We start from the raw sequence: 13,560 nt of genomic DNA, 5'->3' as shown, positions 1-13,560 counted from the left end.
CCATGAAACTCCCGCCGCTGAATGCGTTGCGCTGTTTTGAGGCGGCGGCGCGGCTGCTCAGCCTGAAGCTGGCCGCCAGTGAACTTTGCGTCACACCCAGCGCTGTCAGCCAGCAGATTGCCCGCCTGGAGGAGGCGCTGAATGTCCCGCTATTTATCCGTACCCCCCGACGGTTACAGTTAACGGAGGTGGGGGAGATCTACCTCCGGGCCGTGCAGCCCGCGTTTCATCAGATAGCTGCCGCCACCCGGCGTCTGCAGGTGCCCCCGGGGCCGGAAAAAGTGACTGTCAGTTGTACCAGCGGCTTTGCTATTCAATGGCTGCTGCCGCGGCTGGCTGATTTTGAACGGCGTTATCCACAGATAGAGATCCTGATCGGCACCACCAACCGGCGAGTGGATTTGCTGAGCGAAGAGATCGATTTTGCCGTGCGGCATGGCGTCGGGGGCTGGCCGGAACTGCAGGCTTACCGTCTGCTGGATGACGATCTGATGCCGGTCTGTAGTCCGCAGCTGATTGCTCCGCACCGGACCCTCGCCGATACCAGCGATCTGCTAGAGTATCCACTGCTGCACGATGAACATCGTGAGGACTGGGCGCTATGGTGCGAGGCCGTGGGGCTGGAAACGCACCGCGCGCGCCGTGGCCCGGTGTTCACTGATTGCAACGGCGTAACGGAGGCGGCGTTAGCCGGTATGGGGATGGCTTTACTGCGACGTTCATTCATAGCGCCTGCGCTGACGCAGGGGCGGCTGGTGAATCCTCTGGCGCAGCCCATCGCCTGTCCGCTGGCCTATCATCTGGTTTACCACGAGACCGCGCTGCTGGCCCCTGCCAACCGCTGTTTTCGTGACTGGCTGCTCGCCCAGCGCTCTGCCGTCGCGCAAGAGCAGGCGTAGCGCAGGTAGGCGCTCTCTGTCCGACTAAGACCAACACAGGTGAGGGTAGACAGGAGAATGAGGAAAATCTGTTCCATACTAAAGGCGCGGTGTGGCGAACAGAAGCTTTCCCGGCGAAGTTAGTGTAGTATGTTCGGCCACGAATACGGGCTCGCGGCGAATGTTTTGCGCATGCCGGCGAGACTTTACGTAAAAAGTATATACGTAACAATGAGTTGCTGATACAGGCCTCATTGTTTCATAAAGCATACCAGACGCCTGGGAAGGCGACACCTTAAGGAAGCTCAATGAGCGAGAAACTGCAAAAAGTGCTGGCCCGCGCCGGCCACGGCTCCCGCCGTGAAATTGAAGCGAAAATCGAAGCTGGCCGCGTCAGCGTCGACGGCAAAATCGCCACCCTCGGCGATCGTGTGGAAATTGTCCCTGGTTTAAAAATTCGTATCGATGGCCATCTGATCTCGGTGAAAGAGTCCGCTGAGCAGATCTGCCGCGTGCTGGCGTACTACAAGCCGGAAGGCGAACTGTGCACCCGTAACGATCCGGAAGGGCGCCCGACGGTGTTCGATCGTCTGCCTAAACTGCGCGGCGCGCGCTGGATTGCCGTTGGTCGTCTGGACGTCAACACCTGTGGCCTGTTGCTGTTCACCACCGACGGTGAACTGGCAAACCGCCTGATGCACCCGAGCCGTGAAGTCGAGCGTGAGTACGCCGTTCGCGTTTTCGGCCAGGTAGATGAAGATAAGCTGCGTCAGCTGTCTCGCGGCGTGCAGTTAGAAGATGGTCCGGCGGCGTTTAAAACCATTAAATTCACCGGCGGTGAAGGGATTAACCAGTGGTACAACGTCACCCTGACCGAAGGGCGTAACCGCGAAGTGCGTCGTCTGTGGGAAGCGGTCGGCGTGCAGGTCAGCCGCCTGATCCGCGTGCGCTATGGCGATATTCTGCTGCCGAAAGGCCTGCCGCGCGGCGGCTATACCGAGCTGGACCTGGCGCAGACCAACTACCTGCGCGAACTGGTGGAGCTCACTCCGGAAACCAGCTCCAAGGTCGCCGTTGAAAAAGATCGTCGCCGGTTGAAAGCCAATCAGATCCGCCGGGCGGTGAAGCGTCACAGCCAGACCAGCGCTAACCCGCGCCAGGGTAATAACAGCAACCGCCGTTCCAGTACCCGCAATAAGACCAACGGTTAATGTTGCGCGTTCCGGTGGTTTTGCGCCGGAACGCGGACTTCCTTTCGCCGTATCCGGTCCTCAGTAGTCAATCCCCATCTGCGCTTTAATGCCGGCATCAAAGGCATGTTTCACCGGGCGCAGCTCGCTGACGGTATCCGCCATTTCAATAATATCGCGATGACAGCCGCGGCCGGTGATGATCACCGACTGGTGGGCAGGACGCTCACGCAGAGCGCTCAGCACCGCCTCCAGCGGCAGGTAATCGTAGGCCACCATATAGGTCAGCTCGTCCAGCAGCACCAGATCGAGCTGGTCGTCGGCAAGCATACGGCGGGCATGTTCCCAAACCGCCAGACAGGCGGCGGTGTCGCTGTCGCGGTCCTGAGTGTTCCAGGTAAAGCCTGTCGCCATCACCTGAAATTCGACGCCGTGGGGCTCCAGTAGATTACGCTCGCCGTTAGGCCAGGTCCCCTTGATAAACTGGATCACGCCGACTTTTTTGCCGTGGCCGACGGCGCGGGTCGCGGTGCCAAAGGCGGCGGTAGTTTTTCCTTTGCCGTTGCCGGTAAAGACCATCACAATGCCGCGCTCGTCCTGGGCCGCCGCCACCCGGGCATCCACTTTATCTTTCAGCCGCTGCTGGCGTTCGCGGTAGCGTTCATCACTCATTGGGCAATTCCTGGTTTACGCCCCGGTTGGGCGTCGAAGGTCATTCCCGTCTTGCGACGACTGTCGTCGCCCATCAGCCACAGATAGACGGGCATAATGTCAGCGGGGGTTTTCAGTTTCAGCGGATCTTCCGTCGGGAACGCGCTGGCGCGCATGCCGGTGCGGGTGCCGCCGGGGTTGATACAGTTCACCCGCAGGTGGCGGCTTTGGTACTCGTCGGCCAGCACCTGCATCATCCCTTCGGTGGCGAATTTGGAGACGGCATAGGCGCCCCAGTTGGCGCGACCCTGACGACCGACGCTGGATGAGGTAAAGACCAGCGAACCAGATTCGGAACGGAGTAATAAAGGAAGAAGCGCCTGGGTCAGCATAAAGGTGCCATTGACGTTCACCTGCATCACCTGCTGCCAGACCTCCGGTTTCTGTTCATCCATCGGGCAGATGTCGCCGAGCAAGCCAGCATTGTGCAGCACGCCGTCAAGGCGGGGATAGTGGATGCTGATCTGCTGCGCCAGCTGCTGGCAAGCCTGCGGCGTGCAGGTGAGCAGGTCGAGAGTAAACCAGCGGGGAGGAATACCGCCCTCACGCTCAATCTCCTCGGCGACGGCGCGCAGTTTGTCGTCGTTGCGACCCAGCAGGATAACGCTGGCGCTGTAGCGGGCGTAGGTCAGGGCCGCTTCACGACCAATTCCATCGCTGGCCCCGGTGACCAGAATGATGCGATCTTTCAGCAAGTGGCGTTGCGGTTGATAATGCACGGCGACTCCTTTGGCGATCGGCTCTCGATCGCGCTTCATCTTTGGTATCTCACTTTTGCGCTGTTATGCCTGAAAGCGCCCGTCATTGCAATCGGCGAAGCGGAAAGTATTCACAAAATTAATATCTTGCAACGATTTCAGCCTCGCCTAAAAAAACGGAATCCGCTGCGCAGAGGACACAAAGCACAAAGACTTCTCGCCAGGGGCTGATGTACACTGTGAAGCAACGTCAGTGCTTTACACAAGGTGAAAACGTGGAATTACTTGCTCAATATGGCTTATTTTTAGCCAAGATCGCGACCGTTGTCGTCGCTATCGCGGTGATTGCCGCTATCATCGTCAACCTGGCCCAGCGCAAGAAACAGCGCGGCGAGCTGCGGGTAACGAATCTTAGCGAGCATTATAAAGAGATGAAGGAATCGCTGGCGGTGGCCCTGCTGGATGGCCCGCAGCAGAAGCAGTGGCATAAGTCGCAGAAGAAAAAGCAAAAACAAGAGGCGAAGGCGGCGAAAGCGCGGGCGAAGCTGGGTAATACCGAGCCGGAAGGCAAGCCGCGCGCCTGGGTGCTGGATTTCAAAGGCAGTATGGATGCTCATGAAGTCACCAGCCTGCGGGAAGAGATCACCGCGGTGCTGGCGGCGGCGAAAGCGCGCGATCAGGTGGTGATTCGTCTGGAAAGCCCCGGCGGGGTGGTGCACGGCTACGGGCTTGCAGCCTCGCAGCTACAGCGCTTGCGCGACAAACAGATCCCGCTGACGGTGGCGGTCGACAAAGTGGCGGCCAGCGGCGGCTATATGATGGCCTGCGTGGCGAACAAAATTGTCTCGGCGCCGTTTGCGATCCTCGGCTCTATTGGCGTGGTGGCGCAGATCCCAAACCTGCACCGTTTCCTGAAGAACAAAGATATTGATATCGAACTGCATACCGCCGGACAGTACAAACGAACGCTCACGATGCTGGGTGAAAACACTGAAGAAGGACGGCGCAAGTTTCGCGAAGACCTTAATGAGACGCACCATTTGTTCAAGGATTTCGTCCAGCGGATGCGCCCGGGCCTTGATATTGAGCAGGTGGCCACTGGCGAGCACTGGTACGGGGTACAGGCGCTGGAAAAAGGGCTGGTGGATGCGGTTGAAACCAGTGATGAGCTGCTGCTGGGACTCATGGAGAGCCACGAGGTGATCGGAGTGCGTTATCAACAGCGTAAGAAAATGCTCGACCGCTTCACCGGTAGCGCGGCGGAGAGCGCCGATCGACTGCTGCTGCGCTGGTGGCAGCGCGGACAGAAGCCGCTGATATAGATGATAAAACGCGAGGCTCTGCCTCGCGTTCTCATTTAGGGCGGTCTTAATCTCCGCCGGTCTTAATCGACCAGGTGATATTTGTCCGACAGCTCATGGGCGAGGTACTTAAACATATTAAATACCGCTGTACTCTTCGGCGTCGGCAGACCCTGCTCATCAAGATAAAACTCACCGCTAAACACCAGGACATTGTTGCGCTGAACGACGTCGGTAGCTTCGATACCGGCTAACGTATCCTCATGTTCGCGAATAAGTTTGTTGGCTTTTTCGAGCAGCGTCTGGCGATCGATTGGTTGGGTTGTACCTTGCATAACGGACTCCTCTTTTTCTCCACGCGTAGTTTACGCCGCGCGGCGGCGCGGGGCAAATTTTCCATGGACAAAACAGGGGTAATCGTAACCAGTGGAGAAACAGCCGTTTACTGGCGTGATTCGCTTTTGCATGCTAATAAAGTTGCGTAACGGATTTTATCAGGTACAGTGTGACGCTTTCGGCGATCTGGCAACAGATTTGCTTGACATTCGGCCAAAAATTCTTCGTGCTATGTCACCTGACGAAAAAAGGTCAGTAAACTCAAGCGCCTGGTTTTACGGAGATGAAACAGGTGTTCTGGGTTGATATTCACCGACGGTGCCGCAACATATGAGGCAGTCGCCAGTGGAGGGTGTATGAATGTGCGATGTATTCCTGGATGAATCAAATTAGGTAAAGGTGAATATGGGTAAAGCTCTCGTTATCGTTGAGTCCCCGGCAAAAGCCAAAACGATCAATAAGTATCTGGGTAATGACTACGTGGTGAAATCCAGCGTCGGTCATATCCGCGATTTGCCGACCAGTGGATCAGCTTCCAAAAAGAGCACCGACTCTACCGCCACCAAAGGGGCTAAAAAGCCTAAAAAGGACGAACGTGGTGCTCTGGTTAACCGCATGGGCGTGGACCCATGGCATGACTGGAATGCGCACTATGAAGTACTTCCGGGTAAAGAAAAGGTAGTTTCAGAACTCAAACAGTTGGCGGAAAAAGCTGACCACATCTATCTCGCAACCGACCTTGACCGCGAAGGGGAAGCCATTGCCTGGCACCTGCGGGAAGTTATCGGCGGCGATGAACAGCGTTACAGCCGCGTGGTGTTCAATGAGATCACCAAAAACGCCATTCGTCAGGCTTTCGAAAAGCCGGGCGAACTGAATATCGATCGGGTTAACGCCCAGCAGGCGCGTCGCTTTATGGACCGCGTGGTGGGTTATATGGTTTCGCCGCTGCTGTGGAAAAAAATCGCCCGTGGTCTTTCTGCCGGGCGCGTACAGTCCGTCGCGGTCCGCCTGGTGGTGGAGCGTGAGCGTGAAATCAAAGCATTCGTCCCGGAAGAGTACTGGGAAGTTGATGCCAGCACCACCACGCCGGGCGGCGACGCGCTGCCGCTGCAGGTGACCCATAAGGACGATAAGCCGTTCCGTCCGGTCAGCCGCGATGAGACCATGGCGGCGGTATCGCTACTGGAAAAAGCCAGCTACAGCGTACTGGAGCGGGAAGACAAGCCGACCAGCAGCAAGCCGGGCGCGCCGTTCATCACCTCCACCCTGCAGCAGGCGGCCAGCACCCGTCTCGGCTTCGGCGTGAAAAAGACCATGATGATGGCTCAGCGCCTCTATGAGGCGGGGCACATCACCTATATGCGTACCGACTCCACCAACCTGAGTCAGGATGCGCTGAACATGGTTCGCGGCTACATCAGCGACAAGTTTGGTAAAAAATATCTGCCGGAAAGCGCGAATCAGTACGCCAGCAAAGAAAACTCACAAGAAGCACACGAAGCGATTCGTCCGTCTGATGTGAACGTGCTGGCGGAAACGCTGAAAGATATGGAAGCGGATGCGCAGAAGCTGTATCAGCTGATCTGGCGCCAGTTTGTCGCCTGTCAGATGACGCCGGCGCAGTACGACTCCACGACGCTGACCGTGGCGGCGGGCGATTACAAACTGAAAGCGCGCGGTCGTACCTTACGCTTTGACGGCTGGACCAAAGTGATGCCGGCCCTGCGCAAGGGCGATGAGGACCGGACTCTGCCGCTGGTCAAACAGGGCGACCAGCTGAGCCTGGTCGAGCTGACGCCTGCCCAGCACTTTACCAAACCGCCGGCTCGCTTCAGCGAAGCCTCGCTGGTTAAAGAGCTGGAAAAACGCGGTATCGGTCGTCCGTCCACCTATGCCTCGATTATCTCCACCATTCAGGATCGTGGTTACGTGCGAGTGGAAAACCGTCGTTTCTACGCGGAGAAAATGGGCGAGATCGTCACCGACCGACTGGAAGAGAACTTCCGCGATTTAATGAACTACGACTTCACCGCGCAGATGGAAGATCGTCTCGATCAGGTGGCTAACCACCAGGCCGAGTGGAAAGAAGTGCTGAACCACTTCTTTGGCGATTTTACCGCCCAGCTGGAGACGGCGGAGAAAGATCCGGAAGAGGGCGGCATGCAGCCGAACCCGATGGTGCTCACCAGTATCGACTGTCCGACCTGCGGCCGTAAAATGGGCATCCGTACCGCCAGCACCGGCGTGTTCCTCGGCTGTTCGGGCTATGCCCTGTCGCCGAAAGAGCGCTGCAAAACCACCATTAACCTGGTGCCGGAAAACGAAGTCCTCAACGTGCTGGAAGGCGATGACGCCGAAACTAACGCGCTGCGCGCCAAACGCCGCTGCCAGAAGTGCGGTACGGCGATGGACAGCTACCTTATCGATCCCAAGCGTAAACTGCACGTCTGCGGTAACAACCCGACCTGCGATGGCTATGAGATTGAAGAGGGCGAGTTCCGCATCAAGGGCTATGACGGTCCGGTAGTGGAGTGCGAGAAGTGCGGCTCCGAGATGCACCTGAAGATGGGGCGTTTTGGGAAGTACATGGCTTGTACCAACGACGAGTGTAAGAATACGCGTAAGATCCTGCGCAATGGCGAAGTGGCGCCGCCGAAGGAAGATCCGGTGCCGCTCCCGGAGCTGCCGTGCGAGAAGTCTGACGCCTATTTCGTGCTGCGTGACGGGGCCGCGGGCGTCTTCCTGGCGGCAAACACCTTCCCGAAATCACGGGAAACGCGTGCGCCGCTGGTGGAAGAGCTGTACCGCTTCCGCGACCGTCTGCCGGAAAAACTGCGTTATCTCGCCGATGCGCCGCAGCAGGATCCGGAAGGCAATAAAACGCTGGTGCGCTTTAGCCGTAAAACGAAGCAGCAGTATGTGGCGTCCGAAAAAGAGGGCAAAGCGACCGGCTGGTCAGCCTTCTTTATCGACGGCAAATGGACGGAAGCTAAAAAGTAACTGACCATTATCAGGCAGGAAAAGGGCGCTTTTCCTGCTCTGGCGGCCGGCAGGGGCCATGGATGCCTCTGCCGTGTCGTTTTCCTTTCTCTCCGCGCTTTCCGCCCCCTTATAACCACCTATATTATTTTTCGTTACCGGCTATACACTGTTGGTATAAATGATATAGTGGTTATAGTTAATACCTTTTTTATTATTAAAACGTCTTATACATCATCGCTTTCAGGATGCGTTGCGGCGCCACTATGGCCAACTGCCGGGAGGCCTGGCCTTCACAGGCGACAAGTTGCCTGAACGTAAAGTGTATTAAGCGGCTTCATTTTACGCGCAAACGGATATCAGCATGAAACTACAACAGCTTCGCTACATCGTTGAGGTGGTTAACCATAACCTGAATGTTTCATCCACCGCCGAAGGGCTTTATACCTCCCAGCCAGGCATCAGTAAGCAGGTGCGTATGCTGGAAGATGAGCTCGGCATCCAGATCTTTGCCCGCAGCGGCAAGCATTTGACTCAGGTGACCCCTGCCGGGCAGGAGATCATCCGTATTGCCCGCGAGGTGTTGTCAAAAGTCGATGCCATCAAATCTGTCGCCGGGGAGCATACCTGGCCGGACAAGGGGTCGCTGTATGTGGCGACCACCCATACCCAAGCGCGCTATGCCTTGCCGGGGGTGATCAAGGGCTTTATTGAACGCTATCCGCGGGTGTCGCTGCATATGCATCAGGGTTCGCCAACCCAGATCGCTGAAGCCGTGTCGAAAGGCAACGCCGACTTCGCTATTGCTACTGAAGCGCTGCATCTGTATGACGATTTGGTGATGCTGCCATGCTATCACTGGAACCGGTCGATCGTGGTGACGCCGGAGCATCCTCTGGCCTCCAGGGGCTCGGTGTCAATAGAAGAGCTGGCGCAGTATCCGCTGGTAACCTATACCTTTGGCTTCACCGGCCGTTCGGAACTGGATACCGCGTTTAACCGTGCGGGCCTGACGCCGCGCATTGTCTTTACCGCCACCGATGCCGATGTCATCAAAACCTATGTTCGCCTGGGACTCGGGGTAGGGGTGATTGCCAGTATGGCGGTGGATCCGGTCTCCGATCCGGACCTGGTGAAGCTGGATGCGAACGGTATCTTCAGCCACAGCACCACTAAAATAGGCTTCCGCCGTAGCACTTTCTTACGAAGCTACATGTATGATTTTATTCAACGTTTTGCACCCCATTTGACCCGGGATGTGGTGGATACCGCGGTGGCCTTGCGGTCGAATGAAGATATTGAAGCGATGTTCAAAGATATAAAACTACCGGAAAAATAACCCTGTAAACAATAATGGCATTCCCTGTGGGGAGTGCCATTAACTAGCATGGTCTTTATTTAACAACTTAAACCTCGAACCAATCACAAAATTAATAATTTCTCGCAACACGTTTGTCATTATGCCCACCGCGATCAAATAACCGGTTAAATATATTCCATCAGACCTAATTTAGCTGGATTAATCTTTTATCCATAATTAAGATTTATCTGTACCTGATGATTTGAGCAATTGGTGGTGACAATATGATAAGTAATCTCGATTACATGAAACTGGCGATGTCATACGAAAATGACAAAACCGAAATCGATCCCGTTCTGCGTAGTCGCGTATGGGGCGTAGTGTTGGTAGGGCTGGCGATGTTCTGGAGTATCATCGCGCTCACCATCTGCAACATCTGGATTGTCAGCTAAAGCTGTAGGTCATCGTTGTAGATACATGTCATTTTTATGACAGTGAAAGGAAACTGTAATATAAAATCAGTGACCGGCAATACAGGGAGAATATATTTTGCCGTGGGATTCATCCAACCTGAAATCAATCACAAGAGCTAATCAGCCAACAGGCAATGATTAGCTCTTTTTTTGTCCTCGCGTACTAATACAATATCGCTTAAACGACTCCTCTGCACTATTTTGGTGCTATTTCCTCTGCGCTCTGATAATTGCCTTTTTATCCCTCTCCGTCCTATCGCATTTAGCAATTTGGGTTGTTATCAAAGTGTTATGCCCAGCATGTGTTATCTTTAATGGAGACCCTGAGGAGAATCGGGGTATGCCATCCCTGAGATAAAGGAGGAGCTATGTCGTCAACCCTACGAGAAGCCAGTAAGGACACGCTGCAGGTCAATGAGAAAACCTGGCATTACTACAGTCTGCCGCTGGCGGAGAAGCAGCTGGGCGATATCAGTCGACTGCCCAAGTCGCTGAAGGTGCTGATGGAGAACCTGTTGCGCTGGCAGGACGGTGACTCGGTAACTGAAGAAGATATTCGTGCCCTTGCCGGTTGGCTGAAAAAGGCCCATGCCGACCGGGAGATCGCCTACCGTCCGGCTCGCGTCCTGATGCAGGACTTTACCGGCGTGCCGGCGGTAGTGGATCTGGCCGCCATGCGCGAGGCGGTGAAACGCCTGGGCGGGGATACCGCGAAGGTGAACCCGCTTTCGCCGGTCGACCTGGTGATCGACCACTCGGTGACCGTCGACCGCTTCGGCGACGACGAGGCCTTCGAAGACAACGTCCGCCTGGAAATGGAGCGGAACCACGAACGCTACGCATTTTTGCGCTGGGGGCAGCAGGCCTTCAGCCGATTCAGCGTGGTGCCGCCGGGCACCGGGATTTGCCACCAGGTCAACCTGGAATATCTCGGACGGGCGGTGTGGAGCGAAGAGGTGAGCGGAAAGTGGATGGCGTGGCCGGATACCCTGGTGGGCACCGACTCCCATACCACCATGATTAACGGGCTCGGCGTGCTGGGCTGGGGCGTGGGCGGGATTGAAGCGGAAGCCGCCATGCTCGGCCAGCCGGTGTCGATGCTGATCCCGGACGTGGTCGGCTTTAAGCTCAGCGGCAAATTGCGCGAAGGTATTACCGCTACTGATCTGGTGCTGACGGTCACCCAGATGCTGCGCCAGCACGGCGTGGTCGGAAAATTTGTCGAGTTCTACGGTGACGGTCTGGATACTTTGCCCCTGGCCGATCGCGCCACCATCGCCAATATGGCGCCAGAGTATGGCGCCACCTGCGGTTTCTTCCCGATCGATGACGTGACGCTCAGCTATATGCGTCTCAGCGGACGTAGCGAAGAACAGGTAGCGCTGGTGGAAGCCTATGCCAAAGCGCAGGGCATGTGGCGCTACCCGGGCGATGAGCCGGTCTTTACCAGTACCCTGGCGCTGGATATGGGCAGCGTTGAAGCGAGCCTCGCCGGGCCGAAGCGGCCGCAGGATCGCGTGGCGCTCGGCGATGTGCCGAAAGCCTTTGCCGCCAGCGGCGAACTGGAGGTTAACCACCTTCAGCGTCAGCGCCAGCCGGTGGCGTATACGCTGAACGGGCATCACTATTCGCTGCCGGATGGCGCGGTGGCCATTGCGGCGATCACTTCCTGTACCAACACCTCCAACCCCAGCGTACTGATGGCCGCTGGCCTGCTGGCGAAAAAAGCCGTCGAACGCGGCCTGCAGCCGCAGCCGTGGGTGAAAGCTTCCCTGGCCCCTGGCTCGAAAGTGGTGTCAGATTATCTGGCCCATGCTGGCCTGACGCCTTACCTCGACCAGCTCGGCTTCAATCTGGTGGGGTATGGCTGTACCACCTGTATCGGTAACTCCGGTCCGCTGCCGGAACCGATTGAAGAAGCAATCAAAAAAGGCGACCTCACCGTCGGGGCGGTGCTCTCCGGTAACCGTAACTTCGAAGGGCGTATCCACCCGCTGGTGAAAACCAACTGGCTGGCCTCGCCGCCGCTGGTGGTCGCTTACGCGCTGGCGGGGAACATGAACATCGATCTCACCCGCGAGCCGCTGGGGCAGGGCAGCGACGGTGAGCCGGTCTATCTGAAAGATATCTGGCCGAGCGGGGAGGAGATTGCCCGGGCGGTGGAACAGGTCTCCACGGAGATGTTCCGCAAAGAGTACGCGGAAGTGTTTTCCGGCACTGAGGAGTGGAAGGCGATCAAGGTGGAGGCGTCAGATACCTACGACTGGCAGGAAGATTCGACCTACATTCGCCTGTCGCCGTTCTTTGACGAGATGGGCGTCGAGCCGCTGCTGGTGGAGGATATTCACGGCGCGCGGATCCTCGCCATGCTGGGCGATTCAGTGACCACTGACCACATTTCGCCGGCAGGAAGCATCAAAGCCGATAGTCCGGCAGGCCGCTATCTGCAGGAGCATGGGGTTGCCCGGCGCGACTTTAACTCCTACGGCTCCCGTCGCGGTAACCATGAGGTGATGATGCGCGGCACCTTCGCCAATATCCGCATCCGCAACGAAATGGTGCCGGGGGTGGAAGGGGGGATGACCCGCCATCTGCCGGACCGCGAACCGGTGGCGATATACGATGCGGCGATGCTGTATAAAGCCGAGGGGATACCGCTGGCGGTGATTGCCGGTAAGGAGTATGGCTCGGGTTCCAGCCGCGACTGGGCGGCGAAGGGGCCGCGCCTGCTGGGGATCCGGGTAGTGATCGCCGAGTCCTTCGAACGTATTCACCGCTCCAACCTGATCGGGATGGGTATTCTGCCGCTGGAGTTCCCGCAGGGCGTCACCCGTAAAACGCTACAGTTGACCGGTGAAGAGCGGATTGATGTCAGTAATCTGCAGTCGCTACAGCCTGGCGCCACGGTGCCGGTGACCCTCACCCGCGCTGACGGCTCGCAGGAGGTGATCGCCTGCCGGTGCCGTATCGACACGGCGACCGAGCTCACCTACTACCGCAACGACGGCATCTTGCACTACGTCATCCGCAATATGCTGTAAAACGAAGGGCCAGCATCGCTGGCCCTCTCTTTACTCTGTCGCCGGTATTATTCCGCCGGCTTGCTGTTGAGCAGGTGGCCCATCTTGGCGGCTTTAGTGTCGAGATAATGGGCGTTTTTCGGGTTGCGTCCGACGATCAGCGGCACGCGCTCCACAATGTTAATCCCGGCTTCGCTGAGGATTTCCACTTTTTTCGGGTTATTGGTTAACAGTCGCACCTGCTCTACGTTGAGCAGTTTGAACATATCGGCGCACAGGGTGAAGTCGCGCTCATCGGCGGCGAAGCCAAGCTGATGGTTCGCTTCGACAGTGTCATACCCCTGATCCTGCAGCGCGTAGGCGCGGATCTTATTCAATAAACCAATGTTGCGACCTTCCTGACGATGATAGAGCAGGATCCCCCGGCCTTCTTCGGCGATATGCGACAGGGCCGCCTCCAGCTGAAAGCCGCAATCACAGCGCAGGCTAAACAGGGCATCGCCCGTCAGACACTCTGAATGAACGCGGGCGAGCACCGGCGCCTGCCCTGAGATATCGCCGTACACCAGCGCGACATGATCCTGTCCGGTTGCCAGTTCTTCAAAACCCACCATCAGGAAATCGCCCCAGGGGGTTGGCAGTTTGGCTTCTGCCACACGTTTAAGCTGCAT

At 57.1% G+C, this 13,560-nt stretch carries 11 protein-coding genes; 7 read left to right on the top strand and 4 right to left on the bottom strand.

The annotated features are described in order from the left end of the window. Nucleotides 1-2 precede the first annotated feature (2 nt). Both gcvA and rluB read left to right on the top strand, forming a co-directional pair. A complete protein-coding gene (gene gcvA / locus ACLH1I_RS11855; protein WP_062913812.1) occupies nt 3-899 on the top strand; it encodes a transcriptional regulator GcvA in 897 nt (298 codons plus the stop codon). 287 nt (nt 900-1,186) lie between these two features. Continuing rightward, the gene (gene rluB, locus ACLH1I_RS11850; protein WP_004203870.1) at nt 1,187-2,089 is read left to right on the top strand and encodes a 23S rRNA pseudouridine(2605) synthase RluB; all 903 of its coding nucleotides are present in this window, start codon (nt 1,187-1,189) and stop codon (nt 2,087-2,089) included. Between the two features lie 60 nt (nt 2,090-2,149). Here the strand turns inward: rluB and cobO are convergent, their stop codons facing one another. Continuing rightward, nucleotides 2,150-2,740, bottom strand: coding sequence for a cob(I)yrinic acid a,c-diamide adenosyltransferase (cobO, locus tag ACLH1I_RS11845; RefSeq protein ID WP_004203871.1), 591 nt, complete (start codon nt 2,738-2,740; stop codon nt 2,150-2,152). Beyond that, the gene (locus tag ACLH1I_RS11840; RefSeq protein WP_004203872.1) at nt 2,737-3,498 is read right to left on the bottom strand and encodes a YciK family oxidoreductase; all 762 of its coding nucleotides are present in this window, start codon (nt 3,496-3,498) and stop codon (nt 2,737-2,739) included. Before ACLH1I_RS11840 ends, cobO begins: the two co-directional genes overlap by 4 nt. Before the next feature lie 254 nt (nt 3,499-3,752). On the opposite strand from ACLH1I_RS11840, the gene sohB reads away from it, so the two are divergent. After that, a complete protein-coding gene (gene sohB, locus ACLH1I_RS11835) occupies nt 3,753-4,799 on the top strand; it encodes a protease SohB (RefSeq protein WP_004203873.1) in 1,047 nt (348 codons plus the stop codon). A gap of 62 nt (nt 4,800-4,861) precedes the next feature. On the opposite strand, the gene ACLH1I_RS11830 is transcribed toward sohB, so the two are convergent. Further along, nucleotides 4,862-5,113: a YciN family protein gene (locus ACLH1I_RS11830; RefSeq protein ID WP_002901761.1), complete on the bottom strand. Its 252-nt coding sequence runs from the start codon at nt 5,111-5,113 to the stop codon at nt 4,862-4,864. Between the two features lie 406 nt (nt 5,114-5,519). Between ACLH1I_RS11830 and topA the strand changes: the two genes are divergently transcribed. The 4 genes from topA (at nt 5,520) to acnA (ending at nt 12,910) form a co-directional block, all read left to right on the top strand. Next, nucleotides 5,520-8,117, top strand: coding sequence for a type I DNA topoisomerase (topA, locus tag ACLH1I_RS11825; RefSeq protein ID WP_043521232.1), 2,598 nt, complete (start codon nt 5,520-5,522; stop codon nt 8,115-8,117). Between the two features lie 343 nt (nt 8,118-8,460). Further along, complete coding sequence (cysB, locus tag ACLH1I_RS11820; protein WP_004203875.1) at nt 8,461-9,435, top strand: HTH-type transcriptional regulator CysB; 975 nt, start codon at nt 8,461-8,463, stop codon at nt 9,433-9,435. Between the two features lie 245 nt (nt 9,436-9,680). Beyond that, nucleotides 9,681-9,848, top strand: coding sequence for a YmiA family putative membrane protein (locus tag ACLH1I_RS11815; protein WP_017898677.1), 168 nt, complete (start codon nt 9,681-9,683; stop codon nt 9,846-9,848). Nucleotides 9,849-10,237: 389 nt separating this feature from the next. Further along, the gene (gene acnA / locus ACLH1I_RS11810; RefSeq protein ID WP_151385415.1) at nt 10,238-12,910 is read left to right on the top strand and encodes an aconitate hydratase AcnA; all 2,673 of its coding nucleotides are present in this window, start codon (nt 10,238-10,240) and stop codon (nt 12,908-12,910) included. A gap of 47 nt (nt 12,911-12,957) precedes the next feature. On the opposite strand, the gene ribA is transcribed toward acnA, so the two are convergent. Beyond that, nucleotides 12,958-13,560 carry a GTP cyclohydrolase II gene (gene ribA / locus ACLH1I_RS11805; RefSeq protein WP_004203877.1) on the bottom strand — a complete coding sequence of 201 codons (603 nt, stop codon included), beginning with the start codon at nt 13,558-13,560 and terminating at the stop codon, nt 12,958-12,960.

The organism is Klebsiella sp. 1SOBk10mer (genome assembly GCF_046602535.1).
Classification (GTDB): Bacteria; Pseudomonadota; Gammaproteobacteria; order Enterobacterales; family Enterobacteriaceae; genus Klebsiella; species Klebsiella quasipneumoniae.
The sequence above is the reverse complement of the archived record's forward strand: the minus strand, read 5'-3'. Positions and strand labels throughout refer to the sequence as shown.

Coding starts and splice junctions, on each gene's coding strand:
- ribA (WP_004203877.1), bottom strand. CDS start 13,560: ATGCAGCTTAAACGTGTGGCAGAAGCCAAACTGCCAACCCCCTGGGGC.
- gcvA (WP_062913812.1), top strand. CDS start 3: ATGAAACTCCCGCCGCTGAATGCGTTGCGCTGTTTTGAGGCGGCGGCG.
- ACLH1I_RS11830 (WP_002901761.1), bottom strand. CDS start 5,113: ATGCAAGGTACAACCCAACCAATCGATCGCCAGACGCTGCTCGAAAAA.
- cysB (WP_004203875.1), top strand. CDS start 8,461: ATGAAACTACAACAGCTTCGCTACATCGTTGAGGTGGTTAACCATAAC.
- acnA (WP_151385415.1), top strand. CDS start 10,238: ATGTCGTCAACCCTACGAGAAGCCAGTAAGGACACGCTGCAGGTCAAT.
- cobO (WP_004203871.1), bottom strand. CDS start 2,740: ATGAGTGATGAACGCTACCGCGAACGCCAGCAGCGGCTGAAAGATAAA.
- ACLH1I_RS11815 (WP_017898677.1), top strand. CDS start 9,681: ATGATAAGTAATCTCGATTACATGAAACTGGCGATGTCATACGAAAAT.
- topA (WP_043521232.1), top strand. CDS start 5,520: ATGGGTAAAGCTCTCGTTATCGTTGAGTCCCCGGCAAAAGCCAAAACG.
- rluB (WP_004203870.1), top strand. CDS start 1,187: ATGAGCGAGAAACTGCAAAAAGTGCTGGCCCGCGCCGGCCACGGCTCC.